This is a genomic window from Nonomuraea sp. NPDC050786 (assembly GCF_040654115.1).
GTDB lineage: Bacteria > Actinomycetota > Actinomycetes > Streptosporangiales > Streptosporangiaceae > Nonomuraea.
This window is the reverse complement of sequence record NZ_JBFAHJ010000008.1, coordinates 208,487-227,314: the sequence shown is the minus strand read 5'-3', so window position 1 is coordinate 227,314 and position 18,828 is coordinate 208,487. Positions and strand designations below refer to the sequence as shown.

General features: G+C 71.6%; 18 protein-coding genes. 4 read left to right on the top strand and 14 right to left on the bottom strand.

Going from position 1 to position 18,828, the window contains the following annotated elements:
* Positions 1 to 42 precede the first annotated feature (42 nt).
* On the top strand, positions 43 to 1,179 hold the full coding sequence (locus tag AB0H84_RS18180; protein ID WP_357604799.1) for a DUF1343 domain-containing protein: 1,137 nt from the start codon (positions 43 to 45) through the stop codon (positions 1,177 to 1,179).
* On the opposite strand, the gene AB0H84_RS18175 is transcribed toward AB0H84_RS18180, so the two are convergent.
* The 8 genes from AB0H84_RS18175 to AB0H84_RS18140 form a co-directional block, all read right to left on the bottom strand.
* Positions 1,158 to 2,018, bottom strand: coding sequence for a GNAT family N-acetyltransferase (locus tag AB0H84_RS18175; RefSeq protein WP_357604796.1), 861 nt, complete (start codon positions 2,016 to 2,018; stop codon positions 1,158 to 1,160). The genes AB0H84_RS18180 and AB0H84_RS18175 overlap by 22 nt on opposite strands.
* Positions 2,018 to 3,028: an ABC transporter ATP-binding protein gene (locus tag AB0H84_RS18170; RefSeq protein WP_357604793.1), complete on the bottom strand. Its 1,011-nt coding sequence runs from the start codon at positions 3,026 to 3,028 to the stop codon at positions 2,018 to 2,020. The genes AB0H84_RS18175 and AB0H84_RS18170 overlap by 1 nt, the downstream gene beginning before the upstream one ends.
* Positions 3,025 to 4,023 carry an ABC transporter ATP-binding protein gene (locus AB0H84_RS18165; protein WP_357604790.1) on the bottom strand — a complete coding sequence of 333 codons (999 nt, stop codon included), beginning with the start codon at positions 4,021 to 4,023 and terminating at the stop codon, positions 3,025 to 3,027. The genes AB0H84_RS18170 and AB0H84_RS18165 overlap by 4 nt, the downstream gene beginning before the upstream one ends.
* 4 nt (positions 4,024 to 4,027) lie before the next feature.
* Positions 4,028 to 4,927 carry an ABC transporter permease gene (locus tag AB0H84_RS18160; protein WP_344984842.1) on the bottom strand — a complete coding sequence of 300 codons (900 nt, stop codon included), beginning with the start codon at positions 4,925 to 4,927 and terminating at the stop codon, positions 4,028 to 4,030.
* Entirely contained in the window at positions 4,924 to 5,934 is a 1,011-nt protein-coding gene (locus AB0H84_RS18155) for an ABC transporter permease (protein ID WP_357604787.1), read from the bottom strand. Before AB0H84_RS18155 ends, AB0H84_RS18160 begins: the two co-directional genes overlap by 4 nt.
* Positions 5,935 to 5,945: 11 nt before the next feature.
* Positions 5,946 to 7,766 (bottom strand): ABC transporter substrate-binding protein, encoded by a 1,821-nt coding sequence (locus AB0H84_RS18150; protein WP_357604784.1) that lies wholly within the window; start codon positions 7,764 to 7,766, stop codon positions 5,946 to 5,948.
* Between the two features lie 163 nt (positions 7,767 to 7,929).
* On the bottom strand, positions 7,930 to 8,895 hold the full coding sequence (locus tag AB0H84_RS18145; RefSeq protein ID WP_357605055.1) for a zinc-dependent alcohol dehydrogenase family protein: 966 nt from the start codon (positions 8,893 to 8,895) through the stop codon (positions 7,930 to 7,932).
* Between the two features lie 2 nt (positions 8,896 to 8,897).
* A complete protein-coding gene (locus AB0H84_RS18140; RefSeq protein ID WP_357604781.1) occupies positions 8,898 to 10,085 on the bottom strand; it encodes a M20 family metallopeptidase in 1,188 nt (395 codons plus the stop codon).
* 100 nt (positions 10,086 to 10,185) lie between these two features.
* Here AB0H84_RS18140 and AB0H84_RS18135 point away from each other — a divergent pair, with 100 nt between their 5' ends.
* From AB0H84_RS18135 to AB0H84_RS18125, 3 genes are all read left to right on the top strand, one after another.
* Positions 10,186 to 10,926, top strand: coding sequence for an HAD-IIA family hydrolase (locus AB0H84_RS18135; RefSeq protein WP_357605052.1), 741 nt, complete (start codon positions 10,186 to 10,188; stop codon positions 10,924 to 10,926).
* Between the two features lie 43 nt (positions 10,927 to 10,969).
* Positions 10,970 to 11,593 carry a hypothetical protein gene (locus AB0H84_RS18130; protein ID WP_357604778.1) on the top strand — a complete coding sequence of 208 codons (624 nt, stop codon included), beginning with the start codon at positions 10,970 to 10,972 and terminating at the stop codon, positions 11,591 to 11,593.
* A 143-nt stretch (positions 11,594 to 11,736) separates the two neighbouring features.
* Entirely contained in the window at positions 11,737 to 12,144 is a 408-nt protein-coding gene (locus AB0H84_RS18125) for a hypothetical protein (protein ID WP_357604775.1), read from the top strand.
* 8 nt (positions 12,145 to 12,152) lie between these two features.
* Here the strand turns inward: AB0H84_RS18125 and AB0H84_RS18120 are convergent, their stop codons facing one another.
* From AB0H84_RS18120 to AB0H84_RS18095, 6 genes are all read right to left on the bottom strand, one after another.
* Complete coding sequence (locus AB0H84_RS18120; RefSeq protein WP_357604772.1) at positions 12,153 to 12,635, bottom strand: S26 family signal peptidase; 483 nt, start codon at positions 12,633 to 12,635, stop codon at positions 12,153 to 12,155.
* The gene (locus AB0H84_RS18115) at positions 12,632 to 14,497 is read right to left on the bottom strand and encodes an ABC transporter ATP-binding protein (protein WP_357604769.1); all 1,866 of its coding nucleotides are present in this window, start codon (positions 14,495 to 14,497) and stop codon (positions 12,632 to 12,634) included. Before AB0H84_RS18115 ends, AB0H84_RS18120 begins: the two co-directional genes overlap by 4 nt.
* The gene (locus AB0H84_RS18110) at positions 14,494 to 15,042 is read right to left on the bottom strand and encodes a hypothetical protein (RefSeq protein ID WP_357604766.1); all 549 of its coding nucleotides are present in this window, start codon (positions 15,040 to 15,042) and stop codon (positions 14,494 to 14,496) included. Before AB0H84_RS18110 ends, AB0H84_RS18115 begins: the two co-directional genes overlap by 4 nt.
* 61 nt (positions 15,043 to 15,103) lie before the next feature.
* Positions 15,104 to 15,289 (bottom strand): hypothetical protein, encoded by a 186-nt coding sequence (locus tag AB0H84_RS18105; protein WP_357604763.1) that lies wholly within the window; start codon positions 15,287 to 15,289, stop codon positions 15,104 to 15,106.
* Positions 15,290 to 15,442: 153 nt separating this feature from the next.
* Positions 15,443 to 18,181: a BTAD domain-containing putative transcriptional regulator gene (locus tag AB0H84_RS18100; RefSeq protein WP_357604760.1), complete on the bottom strand. Its 2,739-nt coding sequence runs from the start codon at positions 18,179 to 18,181 to the stop codon at positions 15,443 to 15,445.
* Between the two features lie 106 nt (positions 18,182 to 18,287).
* A complete protein-coding gene (locus AB0H84_RS18095; RefSeq protein ID WP_357604757.1) occupies positions 18,288 to 18,821 on the bottom strand; it encodes an NAD(P)H-dependent oxidoreductase in 534 nt (177 codons plus the stop codon).
* Between the last annotated feature and the right edge of the window lie 7 nt (positions 18,822 to 18,828).

The window sequence follows — 18,828 nt, the reverse complement described above, 5'->3', positions numbered from 1 at the left end:
CTCTCCTTCACACTTGTAAATATCTTTCAGACAATGGCTTTCATGCCACATGTACGAACCGGAGCCGAACGGCTGGCCACGGATCCCGCCCTCGCGGGCGGCAGCCGCCTCGGCCTGATCACGAACCCCACCGGAGTCCTACCCGATCTCACCCCCACCCCCGAGGCGCTGCTGGCCGCCGGGCTCAACCTGACGGCCCTGTTCGGCCCCGAGCACGGCATGCGCGGCACCGCCCAGGCGGACGGCAGCGAGGCCGACACCGTGGACGAGAAGACCGGGCTGCCGGTGTTCGACACGCACAAGCTCGAGGGCGAGGCGCTGGACCGGGTGGTCGCCGGCTCCGGCGTGGACACGCTGGTCTTCGACATCGCCGACGTGGGCACCCGGTTCTACACCTACGTCTGGACGATGTACGACCTGCTGGCGTCGGCCGCCCGGCTCGGACTCCGGTTCGTGGTGCTGGACCGGCCCAACCCGCTGGGCGGGACGGTCCAGGAGGGGCCGCTGCTCGACCCGGCGTTCGCCAGCTTCGTGGGCCGCTTCCCGCTGCCGGTCCGGCACGGCAGGACGGCGGGGGAGCTGGCCACGCTCTTCGGGTTCGACGTGGACCTGCGCGTGGTCGAGATGGAGGGCTGGCGGCGCGACATGGCGTTCGCCGAGACGGGGCTGCCCTGGGTGATGCCGTCGGTCAACATGCCGACCCCGGACACCGCGCTGGTCTACCCGGGCACCGGGCTGTTCGAGGGCACCAACTTCTCCGAGGGGCGCGGCACGACCAGGCCCTTCGAGCTGATCGGCGCCCCGTACTCGGACGCCCGGTTCGCCCCCGCGCTGGCCGCGCTCGACCTGCCGGGCGTGCGGTTCAGGGAGACGTGGTTCACGCCCACCTTCCACAAACACGCGGGCGTCGCCGTGCGCGGCGTCCAGCTCCACGTGCACGACCGCGAGGCGTTCAGGCCCGTCCTGACGGGCCTGTCCATGCTGTACGTGGCCCGCACCCTCTATCCGGACGACCTGCGCTGGTGGGGCCCCGACCTGTTCATGGACCACCTGTGGGGCTCCGACACGCTCACCCGCGCACTGGACGCGGGCGAGGACCCCCGCGGCCTCTGCCCGCCACCGGGAACCCCTGAGGGACCACTGCTCTATGAGCGGCATCACGCCAGGTCGCGGCGGTAGAGCCAGAAGACGCGTTCCGCTCGCGCGCCGACGGCGTGCGAGTAGAACCGCAACGGCCCTACCCACCCGATCTGCGCGCTGGCCTGCCCGGCGGCCCGCTGGTCCGCCAGGCACCTGCGCAGCAGCACGCGTCCCACGCCCAGCCCGCGGGCGTCCGGAGAGGTCCCCATCGGCCCGAACCAGCCGGGCCGTGCGCCCCAGGCGGCGAAGCCCAGGACGTGCCCGTCGCGCTCGGCGTAGTGCAGCCCGGCCGCGTGCGTGGCCTCCCAGGCCCAGCGCTCGTTCCACTGCTTCTCGACGAACGCGGCGACCCGCTCCCGGTCCTCGCCGGCCTCGAGCACCCGCACCCCGGCCGCCTCCAGGCGCCGCACCTCGTCCTCGACGGACAGGTCGGCGTCGGCGCTCAGGTCGGCCGTCATGTTCCAGGCGACGTCGTAGCGCTCGTAGCCGAGGCTCTCGGCCAGGCAGGCGGCGGCGGTGTAGCGTACGTCGACGCCCGGCCAGGCGTAGCACGGCGGGTTGCCGGCGAAGCGCGCCTGCCGCGCGCCCTGGCCGCGCAGCCACTCCTCGGCCGCCCGCACCAGCGCGCGCCCGCGGCCCTGCCCCTGCACGGAGGGGTGCACGGCCAGCAGGTCGATGTGCCCGGTCTCCGGGTCCCCGGCCGACAGCGACGCCATCACCACGCCGCCGTCGGTGGCCAGCGCCGTCCAGCGCCGCTCCGCCGGAGGGCGCGCCAGGTAGCCGACCAGGCCGGCGGCCTCCGCGGCGTCCAGCGTCAGCGCGGCGGTGGCGACCCGTGCCGCTTCCGCGAGGTCCGCGACCCGCACAGCGTGGGACATCACACCTCGCTCATCGGGCGGGCGATCACGTTGCGGCGCTCGGGGTAGAAGCACGCGTGCTCCTGCGGCACCCCCTCGGTCAGCTGCAGCAGCGGCCGCTCGCTCGTGCACCGCTCACCCCTGAACGGGCAGCGGCGGGCGAACAGGCAGCCCTCGTCCGCCTGGCTCTCGTCCAGCGACTCCAGCGGCGTCACCGGCTGCTCGCCGGGCTCCTCCAGGCCGTGCAGTACCGGGATCGCGGACAGCAGCGACTGCGTGTACGGGTGCACGGGATCGGCGATGACCGTGTCCACCGGGCCGCGCTCGACGACCTGGCCGCGGTAGATGACGTAGAGTTCGCCGTCGTCCCCGATGTAGCGGGCCGTGGCCACGTCGTGCGTGATGAAGAGCACGCTCACGCCGAGCCGTTCGCGCAGGTCCTTCAGCAGCGCCAGGATGCCCAGCCGCAGCGACACGTCGATCATGGAGACGGCCTCGTCCGCGACGAGCATCTCCGGGTCGACGGTCAGCGCGCGGGCGATGACCACGCGCTGCCGCATGCCGCCGGAGAGCTGGTGCGGGTAGCGCGACAGCACCGTGCCGGGGTCGAGTCCCACCAGGGAGAGCACCTCGGCCGCCCGCTCGTCGATCCACGACCCCGATCGCCCGGTCTGCCTGGCCCGCAGGCTCAGCGGGGCGTACAGCGTCTGGTGGATGGTCCTGGTCGGGTTCAGGGCCGAGTACGGGTCCTGGTGGATCATCTGGATCTTGCGGAAGTGCGGATGGCGCTGCTTGGGCTTGAGCGGCGACATGGAGATCCCGTCGATCAGGATCTCGCCCTCGTCGTACTCCTCCAGCCCCGCGATGATCCGGCCCAGCGTGGTCTTGCCGCACCCGGACTCGCCGATGAACGAGGCCGCGCCGCCCTTCGGGATCGCGAAGTCGACACCGCGCAGCGCGCGCACCTCGCGGGCGCCCAGCATCTTGCCGCGCTGCTTGAACGTCTTGACGACGCCGGTCCCGGTGATCATGCGTGCTCCTTCACGTTCGCGTTCACGGCCACGGCGTGGCAGGCCACGACCCTGGACCCGTCCGCGACCGCGTCGGGATCGACGGTGTCGCACACGTCCATGCGCAGCGGGCAGCGCTCCCTGAACACGCAGCCCTCCTTCGGCACGGTCGCCAGCGTCGGCGGCCGGCCCGGCAGCGCCCGGGCCTCGTCGATGTCGCCGACGAGCCGGGGGATGGCCTTGATCAGGCCCCTGGTGTAGGGGTGCCTGGGCGAGCCGAGCACCTCCCTGGTGGGGCCCTGCTCGACCAGGCGCCCGCCGTACATGACGGCCAGCCGGTCGGCCACCTCGGCCACCACGCCGATGTCGTGCGTGATGACGAGCGTGGTCAGGCCGCGCTCCGCGTGGACCTCGCGGACGATCTTCAGGATGTTCGCCTGCGTGATCATGTCCAGCGCGGTCGTGGGCTCGTCCAGCACCACCAGGTGGGCGTTGAGCACCAGCGCCAGCATGATGCCGACCCGCTGGCGCATGCCGCCGGACAGCTCGTGCTGGTGCGAGTCGAGCACCCTGGCCCCGTCCAGCCCCATCCGGCCGAGCAGCTCCTTGGCCTCGCGCACCAGGCCGCGCAGGTCTTCGACGCCGTGCGAGCGGCCCAGGTCGAGCAGCTGCTTGCCGACCGTCTTGAGCGGGTTGAGGGAGTTCTGGGCGGCCTGGAAGACGTACCCGATGTGCTTGCCCCTGGCCTTGCGGAGCTGCTCGCCCTGCAGGCCCACCACGTCGCCGAGACCGTCGATCTCGACACTGCCCGCCGCGATCCTGCCGGGCGGCTGGACGGCGTTGAGCAGTGACAGGGCCAGCGTGGACTTGCCGGACCCCGACTCGCCGACGATGCCGGTGATCGAGCCGGGCTCCAGGGTCAGGCTGATGTTCCTGACGGCGGGCAGCTCGCCCGCCGGCGTCTTGTAGACGACCGTGAGGCCGTCGATGCGCACTCCCGGCGCCGTTTGAGTCACTTGCCTACTCCTCGCGCAGCCGGGGGTTGAAGATCTCGTCCATGGCGTCCACCACGAGCACGATGGCCAGCGTCAACAACAGGATCGCCAGCAACGGCCCGATGAGGAAGCCCAGCGCGCTCGGAACCGTGAGCGCCCCCGAGCGGAACACGGCCGTGTTGAGCATCTGTCCCCAGTTGTTCGACTCGTACGGCAGCACGCCCAGGAAGAAGAGGCCGACCTGCGCGTAGACGCCGCCGGTGACCGCGATGAGCATGTTCATCGCGATGTACGGCGCCATGCTGGGCAGCAGCTCCTTGCTCACGATGTGCGTCGTGGACAGGCCGAGCCCGCGCGCCGCCTCGATGAAGCCCCGCTCGCGCAGCGACAGCGTCTGCGAGCGCACCGCCCGCGCCACGCCGCCCCAGCTGAGCAGCCCCAGCACGAGGCCCATCTGGACCGCGCTGCTGAACTTCCACACGGTGGAGAGCACCAGCAGCAGCGGCAGGCCGGGGATGGTCAGCTTCATGTCGGTGAGCCGCATGAGCACGTTGTCCCAGCGGCCCCGCTTGAAGCCGGAGAACAGCCCGATGCCGGCGCCCACGACCACGGTGATGACGGCGGTCACCAGCGCGGCCAGCAGCACGTACCGCGACCCGGTGACGACCAGGGCGATCACGTCCCGGCCCTGGTCGTCGGTGCCGAGCCAGTGCTCCCAGCTCGGCGGCCTGGTGATCGCGTTGGGGTCGCGGTCCAGCTGGGCGGGGTAGAACATCGGCCCGAACACGCCCATGAACACGAACCCGAGGATGAGCACGACGCCCACCATGCGGCTGGGCTTGCGCTTCATCACCCGCCACACGCCCGCCCAGAAGTTGCGGCGCATCGTGGCGCTCGTCGACGAGCTCTCCAGGAGCACACTCATCCGGACACCTCCTCGCCGCTGCGGACCCGCGGGTCGATCACGGAGTAGAACAGGTCGGCGAGGATGTTGGCCACGATGATGGAGACCGTGATCAGCAGGAACGCCCCGCCCATCAGCGCGTAGTCACGCATGGTGATGCTGTCGAGGAGCAGCAGGCCCAGTCCCGGATAGTTGAAGATCCGCTCGATGAACACCGCGCCGCCGAGCAGCACGCCGAGCGAGAGCGCCAGGATCGTGAAGAGCGGCAGGATCGCGTTGCGCGCGATGTACCTGAAGATGATCGACCGCTTCATCCCGCGCAGCTCCGCCGCCAGGATGAAGTCGTCGCCGAGCACGGTCACCACGCTCGACTTCATCGCCAGGATCCATCCGCCGTAGGCCGCCAGCGCGTACGTCAGCACCGGCAGCACCGCGTGCTCGACCAGCGAGCCGATGTAGCCGGCGTTCCACCCGGGCTCGAACAGGATGTCCACGGGCCCGTCGGCCGGCAGGATCGGGATCAGCGTCGCGAAGATCGCGCTGAGCAGCAGGCCCAGCACGTACTGCGGCACGCCGTGCAGCAGCGACCCCGAGATGGCCAGGATGTCGCCGAGCTTGCCCGTGCGCTTGATGGCCGCGTAGACGCCCATGACGATGCCGACCAGGAAGCTCAGCAGCGTTCCTGCCAGCACCGGGATGACGGTCCACTTGGCCGCCTCACCCAGGACCTGGGTGACCGGCGCGCCCGCGTGGGTGACCGACTGGCCCAGGTCGAAGTGGAGCAGGCCGGCCATGTACTGGGTGTACTGCTCCCAGAGCGAGCCCTTCGGCTGGAACCCGTACAGCACGCGCGTCGCCTGCTCGGCCGCCTGGGGGTCCATGCCCGACTGGATCAGCTTCTGCACGTTCGCGGCGACGGGGTCGCCGGGAATGCTCCTCACGATGAAGAAGCTGATCGTGGCTACGACGAGGATCATGACGATCCCGCGGGCCAGGTGGCCCGCGAGTCGTCGTGCGATAACTACCATGCGTTCTTTCTCTACTGCTTCGCCTTGATCAGGCCCAGCTGGATCCAGACGCCCGCGGGCAGGCGCAGGAGGTCGCTGTCCTGCTCCGGCCAGCCGGTGAACCGGCTGGTGTTGGTGAACTGCGTGTTCACGTAGTCCCAGAGCTGGATGGCCGGCAGGTCCTGGTTTGCCGTCTTGGCGAGCTGCAACATGATCGGCTTGGCCTGCTCGGCGCTGGCCGCGTTCAGCTTGGCCGTGAGCTCACCCGGGTTGACCTTGCCGACGCCCTGGACGTCGATCTCCTCGGCGCTGCCCATCCAGTTGCCGCCCTTGCCGGGGGCGCTGTGCGCGACCTTGCCGGCGACGTTGGTCCAGCCGTTGGAGGCGCCGTAGAGGCGCTGGAAGATGTCGTACGGCGCGGGGCCGAGCGCCATCAGCCAGAAGCCGGCGTCGTACTTGCCGGCGGCGATCTCCTCGAGGTAGACCGGGTAGTCGGCCACGGTCACGACCTCGGCGTCCACACCGTTCTCGATGAGCTGGCTCTTGATGTTCTCCTGCGCGGAGATCCAGTCGGAGAAGCCGGCCGGCGCGTGCATGCTGAACTTCCACGGCGTGCCGTCGGCCAGCGTCCACTTGCCGTTCTTCTTCTGCAGACCGGCCTGCTTGAACTCGGCCTCCGCCTTGGCCACGTCGTGCTTGTACGGCTCAAGGCTCGAAAGCTCGGAGCCGAGCCACTCCTGGGCGGGCTTCTGGTGGATGCCGGAGGTCGTCACGGCGGCGATGCCGCCCTCGGGCGAGGCCACCTTGGTCACCTGGTCGCGGTCGATCAGGTAGGCCAGGCCGCGCCGCACGTGCACGTTGTCGTACGGCTTCTTCGACTGGTTGAACGCCAGGCCGACGGCCACCGGCGAGAAGCCCTTGATCAGCTGGGAGCCGGGGGCGTTCTTGATCCGGGTCATCACGTCCGTCGGAGCGGCGACGAAGCCGGAGTGGTCGAGCTTGCCGGCGCTCAGGTAGTTCCAGATCTGCTCGTTGCCGCTGTAGTTGAGGAACTTCACCTGCGCGGGCGCGACCTGCGCGGCGTTGTAGAAGTTCTTGTTCTTGACCAGCAGCGCCTCGCCGGGGTTGACCCGCTCCAGCGTGAAGGGGCCGGCCGAGACGTCCTTCGGCGGGGCGAAGGCGAGCACCTTCTGGCCGATGGCGAGGATCTCCTCGCGGTCCTTGTCGGCCTCGGCGCCGGTGCCCCTGGAGGCCTTGAGCTTGTCCCAGAAGTCGGCGGGCAGCAGGCTGCCCCAGACGTGCGCGGGCACGACCCAGTTGTCCATGACGCCCCGGGCGAACTTCATGCTCGGGTTCTTCATGTCCTGGGAGACCTTGACCGTCTTGTCGTCCACCACCTGGACGTCGGCCGCCACGCCCGCCGCGCCCGGCGTGATCGCGAACGCGGTGCTGCCGGTGGTCGAGGCCAGCCCGAGAGAGAGCTTGACGTCCTCAGCCGTCACCGGCTTGCCGTCGGACCACTTGGCGTTCGGCTGGATGTGGATGGTGATCGAGGAGTTGTCGGGAGCGATCTCCCAACTGGCGGCGATACCGGGGTAGAACTGGTTCGGGTCGGTCAGGTGGTTCTTGATCCAGCCCAGCTTCATCGCGTTGTAGCCGATGAAGGAGTTGCCCTTCGGCGCCCACGGGTTCGCCGGGCCGCTCGCGTCGATGCCGGGCCGGTTCACGTCGATCGTGGTGAAGAGCCCGCCGCCGCCGCCCGAGCCACTGGAATTGTTGGTGGAACCACCGCTGCATGCCGCTGTCGCGGTGGCAAGACCCAGCAACGCTACTACCGCTGCCAGTCGCTTCATGTGCCGCTCCGGGGAGATGTCGGGACCTGTCGAAGATCTGTAGGGATTGACCGGACACTACGATCGCGCCCGACCCGCGTCAATAATCTCCAGTGGTTGTGAGGCTAATGTAACTTTCCTTCATCAGTGTGCGGAGTGGAGCTAAGCTCCGTCAAGTAATCGGTCAGCTCATCACCAAGACGGCCGCCCCGCTGACCTGGTCGTTCGCCAGATCGGTGAGTGCGTGGTCCGCCTCTTCCCACGGATGGAGCGTCGTCGTCACGCGCGGCGGATGCGCCAGCGCCAGCTCCAGGTAGGCCCGCCCGTCGGCCCTCGTGTTGGCCGTCACGCTGCGCAGCGTGCGCTCCTGGAAAAGATGCCGCTCGTAGTTCAGAACGGGCACATCGGTCAGATGAATTCCTGCGATGGCCAGCGTGCCGCCCCGGTCGAGCGCTTCGAGCGCCGGTGGTACCAGGGTACCTACCGGTGCAAACAGGATGGCCGCGTCCAGTGGCTCGGGCGGTACGTCGCCCGCCGAGGCGGCGCCCAGCTCGAGCGCGAGCGCCCTGGAGGCCGCGGATCTGGTCACCGCGTGCACGACAGCGCCCTGGGCGATGGCGGCCTGCGCCGTCAGGTGAGCCGAGGCCCCGAACCCGTAGATCCCCAGCCGCCCGCCCGGCGGCAGCTCGCAGCGCAGCAGCGCCCGGTAGCCGATGATCCCGGCGCACAGCAGCGGCGCCAGCCGCTCCGCGGGCACGTCATCGGGCAGGGGATAGACGTAGTCGCGGGGCGCGACGAGGTACTCGGCGTACCCGCCGTCGGCGTCCCACCCCGTGTAAGCGGAGCGCGGGCAGAGGTTCTCCGTCCCCCGCAGGCAGTAGCGGCACGTGCCGCAGGTGGAGCGGAGCCAGGCCACGCCCACCCGTTCGCCTGTGCCCTCCACCCGTCCCACCACCTGGTGTCCGGGCGTGGTCCGCGGTCGCCGCGGCTGGAGGTCGCCCTCCGCCAGATGCAGGTCCGTACGGCAGACGCCGCACGCCTCGACCCGTACCAGGACCTCGCCGGACCCCGGCTCGGGCACGTCCCGCTCGACGAGCTCCAGCGGCCGCGTCGCCATCGGCCCCGGCTCGGCCACCACCCACGCCCGCATGGTCACGACAGCCTGGCGTGGGCGAGCGAGGCGTAGAGCGCGGCGCCGTCGGTCAGCACGGAGTCGTCGAAGACCGCCTCGGGGGAGTGGTTGTAGGGCGCGGTGGCCGGGTCCCGGTCGGGCGGGCACGCGCCCAGGAAGATGAACGCGCCCGGCACCTCCTCCAGCACGTACGAGAAGTCCTCCGAGCCCATGATCGGCTGCGGCGACACGAAATACCGTCCGGGACCGAACAGCTCATCGGCCGTCCTGCCCACGAACGCGGCCTCGCTCTCGTCGTTCACCGTGACGGGGTAGCCCATCCCGAACGACGCCTCGACCTCCAGCCCGTGCGCCGCCGCGATGCCCTGCACCACCTCCACCAGCCGGCGCTTGACCTTCGTCCGGGTGTCCTTGCTGAACGTGCGGACCGTGGCCTCGAACCGGGCCTCGTCGGGGATCACGTTGTCCGCCGACCCGCCGTGGAAGCTGCCCACCGTCACCACCACCGGGTCGAACACGTCGAACCCCCTGGTCACCATGGTCTGCAGCGCCGTCACCATCTCGCAGCCCGCCTGGATCGGGTCGAGCGAGCGGTGCGGGCTGGAGCCGTGCCCGCCGCGCCCCTTGACCGTCACGAGGAACGTGTCCGCCGCCGCCATGATCGGCCCCGGCCGCGACGCGAACAGCCCCGGCGGCAGCATCGCGGACACGACGTGCATCCCGTACGCCGCCACGGGCCGCGCGCCCGCCGCCTCGAGCACGCCCTCGCCGATCATGTGCTTGGCGCCCTCGAAGCCCTCCTCGCCCGGCTGGAACATGAAGACGACGTCACCGGCCAGCTCCGCACGCCGCGCGCTCAGCAGCCGCGCCGCCCCCGCCAGCATCGCGGTGTGCAGGTCGTGCCCGCACGCGTGCATCTGGCCGGGGAGCTGCGAGGTGTACGGCAGGTCGTTCTTCTCCGCCACCGGCAGCGCGTCCATGTCCCCGCGCAGCAGCACGGCCGGTCCGGGCCGGCCGCCGCGCAGCACCGCCGTGACGGAGCTGAGCGAGGTGCCCGTCTTGATCTCCAACGGCAGGCCATCCAGCGCGGCCAGGACCTTCTCCTGGGTACGCGGCAGGTGCAGGCCGAGCTCCGGCGTGGTGTGCAACGAGTGACGGAGCTCGACGAGCTCGTCCCGGATATCAAGCGCTTCTTCGGCGAATGTCATGAAGAACATTGTTCATGTGGGGGCTGGGAAGTCGAAAAGGCGCGCTCGCTACGATGTGCGTGTGACTGAGCGCAAGCGGATCGATTCCTGGTTGTCAGACATGGACGGCGTCCTCGTCCACGAGGGGCGCCCGGTCCCCGGGGCGGACGAGTTCATCAAACGGCTCAGCGAGTCGGGCAAGCGGTTCCGGGTCCTGACGAACAACTCGATCTACACTCCGCGCGACCTGTCGGTGCGCCTGGCCGGGGCGGGCCTCGAGGTGCCCCCGGAGTCCATCTGGACCTCCGCGCAGGCCACCGCCCAGTTCCTCGACGACCAGCGCTCGGGCGGCTCGGCGTACGTGATCGGCGAGGCGGGCCTGACGACGGCGCTGCACCAGGTCGGCTACGTGCTCACCGACCTCGACCCCGACTACGTCGTGCTCGGCGAGACCCGCACCTACAGCTTCACCCAGATCACCCGGGCCATCCGCCTCATCGAGGGCGGCGCCCGCTTCATCGCCACCAACCCCGACCCCATCGGCCCCTCCACCGAGGGCTCGCTGCCGGCCTGCGGCGCCGTGGCCGCCCTCATCACCAAGGCCACCGGCGTCGCCCCCTACTTCGTCGGCAAGCCCAACCCCCGCATGATGCGCAGCGCCCTCAACGAGATCGAGGGCCACAGCGAGACCACCGCCATGATCGGCGACCGCATGGACACCGACATCGTCTCCGGCATGGAGGCGGGCCTGTTCACGATCCTGGTCCTCACCGGCGTCACCCAGCGCGAGGAGATCGACCGCTTCCCCTATCGCCCCTCGCTGGTGGTCGACTCGGTGGCCGACCTCATCGACCTCATCTGAACCTGACCCGTTCTGACAGGTACGGATGGCACGCTGGGACGCCATGACCCGCGTTTACCTCGAAACCGGCCCGAAGAAGGTGTTCGCCTGCTCGCTCGAGTGGCCCGGCTGGTGCCGCGTCGCCAAGGGCGAGGAGGCCGCTCTGGACCTGCTCATGCAGTACGAGCCCCGCTACCGCGTGGTCGCCGAGCGGGCCGGGCTGGAGTTCGCGCCGGGCGATCCCGTGGTGGTGGCGCGGGTGCCCGGCAGCGACATGACGGACTTCGGCGCGCCGTACGCGCTGCCCGACCTGGATGAGGAGCCGCTTGCGGCGGCGGAGGCCGAACGCGGCGTGGCCCTGCTGCGGGCGGCCTGGGCCCTCTTCGACGAGCGCGCCGCCACCTCGCCGGAGGACCTGCGCAAAGGCCCGCGCGGCGGCGGGCGGGACCTGTCGCGCATCGTCGACCACGTGCTGAACGCCGAGCGCGCCTACGCCAGGAAAGTGGGCGTCCGCCACGGACCGTACAAGTCGCCCGGCGACCGGGACGCGATGCGGGCGGAGCTGGCCGGCGTCCTGTCCCGTCCGTGGGAGCCGCCCCGGACCACCGGCTGGCCGCCGCGTTACGCGCTGCGCCGCCTCGCCTGGCACGTCATCGACCACCTCTGGGAGATCGAGGACCGCCGCTAGCACGGCCAAGGCAAAGAATCGACCCCGATTTCACCGAGCTGAGCCCAAGCTAGCTCACTGACTGCAACCATATGGTTACTGAAAGCGGGGGCGGCGGCCAAGGCTCGCCGCGTCCCATCCAGCAAGCGCAAAGGTACTGACGGGTGGACGTACAGGCGGAGATTGTCGATCTGAAGCTCCGTGTCGAAGGTCTCGAGACGTGCGGCCGGCTCACCGGCGCCGATGGCGAGCAGCATCTCCTTCACGAGATCAACGAACGCGGCAAGCGCCTGGAGGCGGAGATCGCCGCCGTGCGGGCGCAGCTGGCGACGGCGCGCACCGAGACGATCGAGCAGTTCGCGGCCGTCGACGTGGAGGTGGCGGCCATCCGGCGGGAGGTCAACGCCCGCTTCGTCGCCTCCTCCGGCCTGGACGACTACATCCCGACGCGGATAGCCGACGAGTTCGCGACCGTGCGCTCGGAGATCGGGCAGGAGTTCGAGTCGGTGCGGTCCGAGCTGCTCGACCTGAGCATCAAGCTCGATCGCCTGCTCAAGGACGGCTGCATGTGAGCCGGCGGCTATCCCAGCTTGCGCAGCACCATGCCGAAGAGGCGATCCGCCGCCAGGTATCCGGCCAGGCGGGAGTCGTACGAGCGGTCCGGATTGTCGCCCAGCACCACCAGGCGCCCGTCCGGCACCCGCGTGCCCGGCGCGGTGCGCAGGGCGGGGACGGTGTCGCGCGGTATCGGGTCGCCCGGCACGGCCGCGACGCGCTTGATGATCCAGTGCGGGCCCGGGCTCAGCTCGGCGGCGCTCGTTCCCGGCGCGCTCGGCTCCCTCGGGTGCTCACTGGACGGGGCATGGGGGAGGCCGCTGAGCACGACGACCTGCCCGGCGCGCAGTGAGCCGGGCGGCGTCCGCCGGACGAGCACGCGCTCGCCCGGCCGGTACGACGGCAGCATGCTCTCCCCCTCGACGGTCACCACCAGATACCGGCGGCGCAGCAGGACGACGGTGAGCGCGACCCCGGCGGCGGCGATGAGAGCGAGGCCGGCGATCATCGCGACGCCCCTGTCGGCTCGGCGGCGGCCGGATCGGCGTCCTCCAGGTAACCGGCCGCCTGCCGGGTGAACAGCCGCGCGTACATGCCGCCCTCGGCCAGCAGCGCGGCATGCGTGCCCTGCTCGGCGACGACGCCGTCGGCCAGCACCACGATCCGGTCGGCGTCACGGACCGCGCCGAGGCGGTGGGAGACGACCACGCTCGTGCGTCCCGACCGCAGCCGCGCGAGCCGGCTGTGCACCTCGAACTCGGCCTCCGGATCCAGGCCGGAACTCGGTTCGTCGAGGATCATCAGGTCGCGGTCGCGGCGCAGGAACGCCCTGGCGAGCGCCAGCCGCTGCCACTGCCCGCCGGAGAGCAGCATTCCCGAATCCGGTCCGTCCTGGTCCTCCTCCTCGTCCAGGGGGAATTCGCGGCTCAGCAGCGTGCGGTAGCCGTACGGCAGGGCCGCGACGGCGTCGTGGACGCCGGCGTCCCGCGCAGCCTGTTCGATCCGGGCCTGGTCCTGCGCGGCGGGGAGGTCGCCGACCGCGATGTTGTCGGTCGCCGTCAGCTCGTACGACACGAAGTCCTGGAAGACGGCGCCGATCCGGGCGCGCAGCGTCTCCGGCGGCACGTCGCGGAGGTCCACGCCGTCCCACAGGATCGCTCCGCGGGTCGGGTCGTAGAACCGGCACAGCAGCTTGACCAGCGTGCTCTTACCGGCGCCGTTCCGGCCGACCAGGGCGACCGTCTCACCGTGCGGAAGGAACAGATCGACGCCGCGCAGGATCCACGGATGGTCCGCGTCGTAGCGGAACCAGACGTCGCGCAGCTCGATGCCCCGGCGCAAGGGCGGCAGCGGCCGGTCCGCGGACGGCGCCGGCAGGCCGGAGCCGGCTGTCACGACCGTGACGTGGTGGTGGAACATCAGCAACTGCTCGTACACCATCACGCCGGCCGACACAACGACGTTCAGCGCCGCCTGCACACCGGCGACGGCCGCCACGAACATCGACACGTCGCCGACGCTGAGCTGCCCGCGGCCGGCCGCGAGGATCGTCCAGACCAGTCCCGCGCCGGCCACGACCGCCGACGCGCCCGACAGGCTCGCCTGGACGGCGAACTCCCGCCGGTCCATCCGGCGGCGGGCGGCGTTGGCGGTCCGCAGCTCGGCCAGCATGCGAAGACGCAGGAAGGCGCCGAGGTCGAAGAGCCGGATCTCCTTGGCGGCATCCGTGGCCGACATCAGGTGTGCGTAGAACAGCTCCCGGCGCTCGGCCGGCCCGATCCGCCAGAGCATCGCGACCCGCTGCCGCGACATCCGCAGCTCGATGATCAGAGCCGGCACGGCCGACAGCAGGATCACGACGGTGAACCCGGGGTTGATCAGCGCCAGCGAGCCGACGAACCCGGCGACGGTCACCGTGCCGCGTGCGACGGAGAGCGCGGTGTCCACCAGCCTGCCCGGGTTGCTCGCGCTCTGCTCGGCCAGGCGCAGCCGGTCACGGAAGGCGGGGCTCTCGAACGCGGCCAGTCCCGTGATGCGGCATACCGCCGCGAACAGCTCCTCCTTGGCGCGCAGCGCGGCGCGGCGGTCCACCTCGGCGCGCAGGTAATGTCCGGCGTGCGTCACCGCCGTGGCGACCGCGGTGACGACGGCGATCGTCACCGCCAGGGTGAGCAGCTCGCCCGTCTGCCCGCGCGCCACGCCGTCCAGCACGGCCTTGGTCAGCCAGGCCACGGCGACCGGCGTGGCGGAGCTCACCAGAGTGACCGCCAGGTAGCCGAGGACATGGACCGGCGCCGACCGCCACACCATCGTGGCGGCGCGCACCGCGCTCCGTGCCAGCTCCCGCCGTGCCGGTGCCGGCTCGCTCACGCGGGCGACCCGGCCGGCAGCCGGGATATGTCGGGCGCCACCGCGAGCAGCCTGCCGCCCGTGGCCACCTGGAGGAAGGTCGGGAACGCCTGCACGCCGAACGCGTCGCTCACAGCACTGTCCACGACCACTTGTGCCACGGCCCGCAACGCGGTGACCATCTCGGCGGGGTCACCCGATCGGTTGTCGATCACCGCCAGCACCCGGGACCGGTCCTGGCCGGCGGCCCACGAGGCGAAGCCGGGCAGCTTCTCATGGCAGCCGCTGCAGTCGGGCGACAGGAACGCGACCACTGTCCCGTCCACCAGGAGCTCCCGGGTGAGGGGGGTCCCGTCCACGGTCGTCGCCTCGAACTCGGCGGCGACGTCGCCGGGCGACATCCGCCCGCCTGCCCCGGCAGGGCCGCCCATCAGATCGACGGCTTCATAGAGCGCGTCCAGCAGCTTGGTGTGCTCCCGGAGCCGCCGGACCACGCCGAGCGTCAACACCAGATCCACCAGGCACAATGCACCGACGAGGGCTACGACGGCGATCAGATAAGGCATGGGACACCTCCATGTGAGGGGCCCGGCCGGCCCTCCAGCCGGGCACCCGATCTATGAGCGGTTACGAGCAGTAGACGTAGGACTTGCAACCGCCGCAGGAGCTGTGACCGTCCGGGTAGTAGCAGCAGTACTTCGCCGTGAACGCCGGGAACTTGCAGCACTGGTAGCCGCAGTCGGCCGCCCGGGCCACGGTGTGCGGCGCGATCCGCTCGAGGAGCCGGTCGGCCAATCTGGTCACGAGGCGCATGAACCATTCCTTTCGGTAGTTCCGGCGGGTCGGTGCCCGCCCGTGCAGCAGCGGCCACGCCGGTTCGCACCGCGGTCCCGCCGCCGGTCGCAGCCTGCGCCAGAGCTCTGAGCGATTTCTCAACGATTTCTCAACGGCGTGTCTCTCCGCAGCTCACGGGTGGTCGTAGGCGGCGATGCGGTCGCGGACCTTGGCCGCCCGGGCTTCGTCGAGCGCGTCGAAGCACTCCGCCGCCCGCTTCCACGCGTCGAGCGCGGCCGCGGTGTCGCCCGCCCGGACGTGTGTCTCGCCCAGGCGGACCAGCGTCTCACCGGCGGCGTGCGGGTCGTCGCAGCCGCGCAGCAGCTCCGCCGCCTTCTCGTAGCACGTCACCGCCTGTGCGAAGTCGCCTTTGAGGTGCAGCACGTGGGCGACGCTGTCCCAGGCGTGCCCCTCGCCCTGGGCGTACCCGAGGTCGGCCAGGATCCGCTGGGCCCGCCGGCAGTCGGCCAGCGCCGCGTCGTACTCGCCGGCCTGGGCCCGCCACCAGCCGGCGTTGTTCAGCGCCCGCGCCTCGCCGATGAGATCGCCCGCCTCACGGAACAGCTCCAGCGCGCGCAGCGCGTGCCCCAGCGCCTCGCCGGGCCGCAACCGGCTCAGCACGACACTCAGGCCCAGATGGACGTGGGCGTGCAGGGCCGGCTCGCCGAGGTCCCGGTACAGCTCGGCCGCCTGCTCGAAGTGCTCGACCGCGGCGCCGTCGCGGCCGAGTCTGGCGTGGGCGCGGGCGATGCTGTTGTGGCAGCGGGCCTGGGCGAGCCGGTCGCCGAGCCGTACAGCCGCGTCCAGCGCCACCGCGTGCGTGCGCAGGATCTCCTCCCAGAGGCCCCGGCGCTGCATGAACTCGGCGAACGCCCACGGCAGCTGCCACGCCTGCCGGTCGAGCCCGGCCGCGGTCGCCTCCGCCAGCAGCGCCGGCAGCGCCACCGACTCGTCGGCGTACCAGCGCAGGGCCTCCGCCGCCTCCTCGAACCGCTCGACCACGGCTCCCCGCGCCGGCGGGTCCAGCGGCAGGCTGTCGCGGTGCGGATAGCACAGCTCGTTCGCGGCGCACGCCGAGTGCAGGTAGTAGTCCAGCAGCCGTCGCGTCGCCGCCCGCCGTGCCGTACGCGTGTCGCCGGACCGGGCCTGCTCCGAGGCGTACACGCGCAGGAGGTCGTGCAGGCGCAGGCGACGAGGGGCGCGGAGCTCGACCAGGTTCGCGCGGTCGAGCTGCGCGGCCAGCTCCCGCGTGCGCTCCACCGGCAGGGCGGCCAGGCTCGCCGCCGCGCCGAGCGGCAGGTGGGGTCCGGGATGCTGCCCCAGGCGCCGGAAGAGCCGGCTCGCGGCCTCGGGCAGGTCCCGGTAGGAGCGCCCGAACACCTTGCGCAGGTCGATCGCGGGGTCGCTGTGGGCGAACGGCTCCAGGTCCGTGCCGGCCCGCTCGAGGTCCGCGGCGACCTCGGCCAGCGGCAGGTCGGTGCGCCGGGCCAGCTGGGCGGCGACGATCGCCAGCGCGAGCGGCAGCCGGCCGCACCGCCGGATGATCCGCGCGGCGGCCTCCGGCTCCGCCGCCGGCCGTGCCTCGCCCAGCCACGCCACCATGAGGCGGTACGCGTCGTCGCCCCGCAGGACGTCGAGATCCAGCAGGTGCGCCCCTGCCGTGACCGCGAGACCCGACAGCTCGGAACGGCTGGTGACCACTGTCAGGCACCCCGGCGCGGTGGCCAGCAGCGGGCGGACCTGGCCGGCTCCGCGGGCGTCGTCGAGCACGACGAGCACCCGGCGGCCGTCCAGCATGCTGCGATAGAGCCCGATCTGCGCCTCGACGCCTGACGGCACCTGAACCTCGGGGACGCCCAGCGCGCCGAGGAAGCGCGGCAGCACCACGCTCCCGTCGGCCGGGTCGGCAGTGCTCAGATCGGCGTACAGCTGCCCGTCGGGGAAGCGGTCGCGGTGCAGGTGGGCCCAGCGCAGCGCCAGTGACGTCTTGCCCACCCCCGGCGGTCCGGAGATCGCGCAGACCGTCGCGGTCGCCGGCCGTTCGTCCGTCGCGATCGCCGCCAGGCGCTCCAGCTCGGGCGCCCGCCCGACGAAGTGCCTGAGGCCGACCGGCAGCTGCGCCGGAACCAGGCGCGCGGGCCCTCGTGCGGGCCCTGCGGTGTCGTCGCACCGCAGCAGCCTGCGATGGAGGTGCCGCAGCGCCGTACCCGGCTCGACGCCCAGCTCCTCGGCGAGCGTGCTGCGCACCTTGGCGAAGTGCGCCAGCGCCTCGGCGGTCCGGCCCAGCGCGTGCAGTCCCTCCATCAGCGCGACCGCCACCGATTCGTCGAGCGGGTACTCCTCGGCGAGCAGCGACAGCGCGGCCACCGCGGCGGCCGCATCGTGGCCGGTCGCCGCCCGCACCCAGCGCAGCACGGTCTCCTTGCGCTCGTCACGCAGGCGCCGGCGGACCCGTTCCGCCCATTCACCCGGCAGCCCGGTCAGCGGGTCCCCGCGCCACAGCGCCAGGGCCTCGCTCAGCAGCGGCGCCGGGTCCGGCGCCGTCATCGCCCGATCGGCGAGGCCGCGGAAGCGCGGCACGTCCACGGCGGATTCGTGCACGTCGAGCAGGTAGCCGCCGAGCCGACGGACGACGGCGCCGTCGTCGGCGAGCACGTCCCGGCGGATGCGCGTGATGATCGTGTGGAGGGTGTGCCGCGCGCCGGGCGGCACCCGATCATCCCAGACCCGGGCGAGGAGCGCGTCGACCGGTACGACCCGGCCGACCTCCCACGCGAGCGCGGCGAGCGCGAGCGCGACCTGCGGCGGCCGCACGGCCCGCACCTGCCCGGAGCGCTCGACCTCCACCGGGCCGAGTAACCGGATCAGCACGACCGTCCACCTCCCTGCCTAGGGATCTTCGAGCGTAACGAGATCACGGGGCAGGCGGTGCGCGGTCGCCGGGCGGGACCGCTCCCGGCCGCGTTCGCGAGCCGGGTCAGAGCAGCAGCGCGGGCTCCATGACCTCGGCGGGGCAGAGCCGGCCGATCACCGCGCGGACCTGCGCGCGCAGGGCGGGATCCATGAGGTGGCCGTCCTCGTCGAAGTGGCGGCAGGCAGGGGAGATCACCAGCTCGTCCCCCATCACCACGGCGCCCGCCGCCTGGAGACGCTTGTACAGCTCGGCCTGCGCCCACATGGCGCCGCACGCCCGGGCGCTCGCGCTGATCACCGCCACGTGCTTGCCCGAGAGCCCGTCCCGCGCCGACATCCAGTCCAGCGCGTACGTCAGCTCCACCGGCAGCAGACTGTGCTCGGGAGCCGTCAGCAGCACTGCGTCGGACGCGGTCACCAGCCGGATGAGCCCCCGCGCGGAAGCCGGCACGGGACCGCGCGCGTACGGGGGGATCTCGCCCAGCCCGGACCACACCGAGAAGCCGACGCCCTCGGGCAGCTCGCCGCCTGCTGCTTCCAGCAACTTGTTGATGAAGGACCCCGCGTGGAGGCCGGCGGCAATCCCGATGATTTTCACCCTCTGC

Bases quoted from the DNA above. Each gene is read 5' to 3' on its own strand.
- AB0H84_RS18150 (WP_357604784.1), bottom strand. From the start codon at position 7,766: ATGAAGCGACTGGCAGCGGTAGTAGCGTTGCTGGGTCTTGCCACCGCG.
- AB0H84_RS18175 (WP_357604796.1), bottom strand. From the start codon at position 2,018: ATGTCCCACGCTGTGCGGGTCGCGGACCTCGCGGAAGCGGCACGGGTC.
- AB0H84_RS18135 (WP_357605052.1), top strand. From the start codon at position 10,186: ATGGACGGCGTCCTCGTCCACGAGGGGCGCCCGGTCCCCGGGGCGGAC.
- AB0H84_RS18120 (WP_357604772.1), bottom strand. From the start codon at position 12,635: ATGATCGCCGGCCTCGCTCTCATCGCCGCCGCCGGGGTCGCGCTCACC.
- AB0H84_RS18155 (WP_357604787.1), bottom strand. From the start codon at position 5,934: ATGGTAGTTATCGCACGACGACTCGCGGGCCACCTGGCCCGCGGGATC.
- AB0H84_RS18140 (WP_357604781.1), bottom strand. From the start codon at position 10,085: ATGACATTCGCCGAAGAAGCGCTTGATATCCGGGACGAGCTCGTCGAG.
- AB0H84_RS18105 (WP_357604763.1), bottom strand. From the start codon at position 15,289: ATGCGCCTCGTGACCAGATTGGCCGACCGGCTCCTCGAGCGGATCGCG.
- AB0H84_RS18130 (WP_357604778.1), top strand. From the start codon at position 10,970: ATGACCCGCGTTTACCTCGAAACCGGCCCGAAGAAGGTGTTCGCCTGC.
- AB0H84_RS18110 (WP_357604766.1), bottom strand. From the start codon at position 15,042: ATGCCTTATCTGATCGCCGTCGTAGCCCTCGTCGGTGCATTGTGCCTG.
- AB0H84_RS18170 (WP_357604793.1), bottom strand. From the start codon at position 3,028: ATGATCACCGGGACCGGCGTCGTCAAGACGTTCAAGCAGCGCGGCAAG.
- AB0H84_RS18145 (WP_357605055.1), bottom strand. From the start codon at position 8,895: ATGCGGGCGTGGGTGGTGGCCGAGCCGGGGCCGATGGCGACGCGGCCG.
- AB0H84_RS18180 (WP_357604799.1), top strand. From the start codon at position 43: ATGCCACATGTACGAACCGGAGCCGAACGGCTGGCCACGGATCCCGCC.
- AB0H84_RS18160 (WP_344984842.1), bottom strand. From the start codon at position 4,927: ATGAGTGTGCTCCTGGAGAGCTCGTCGACGAGCGCCACGATGCGCCGC.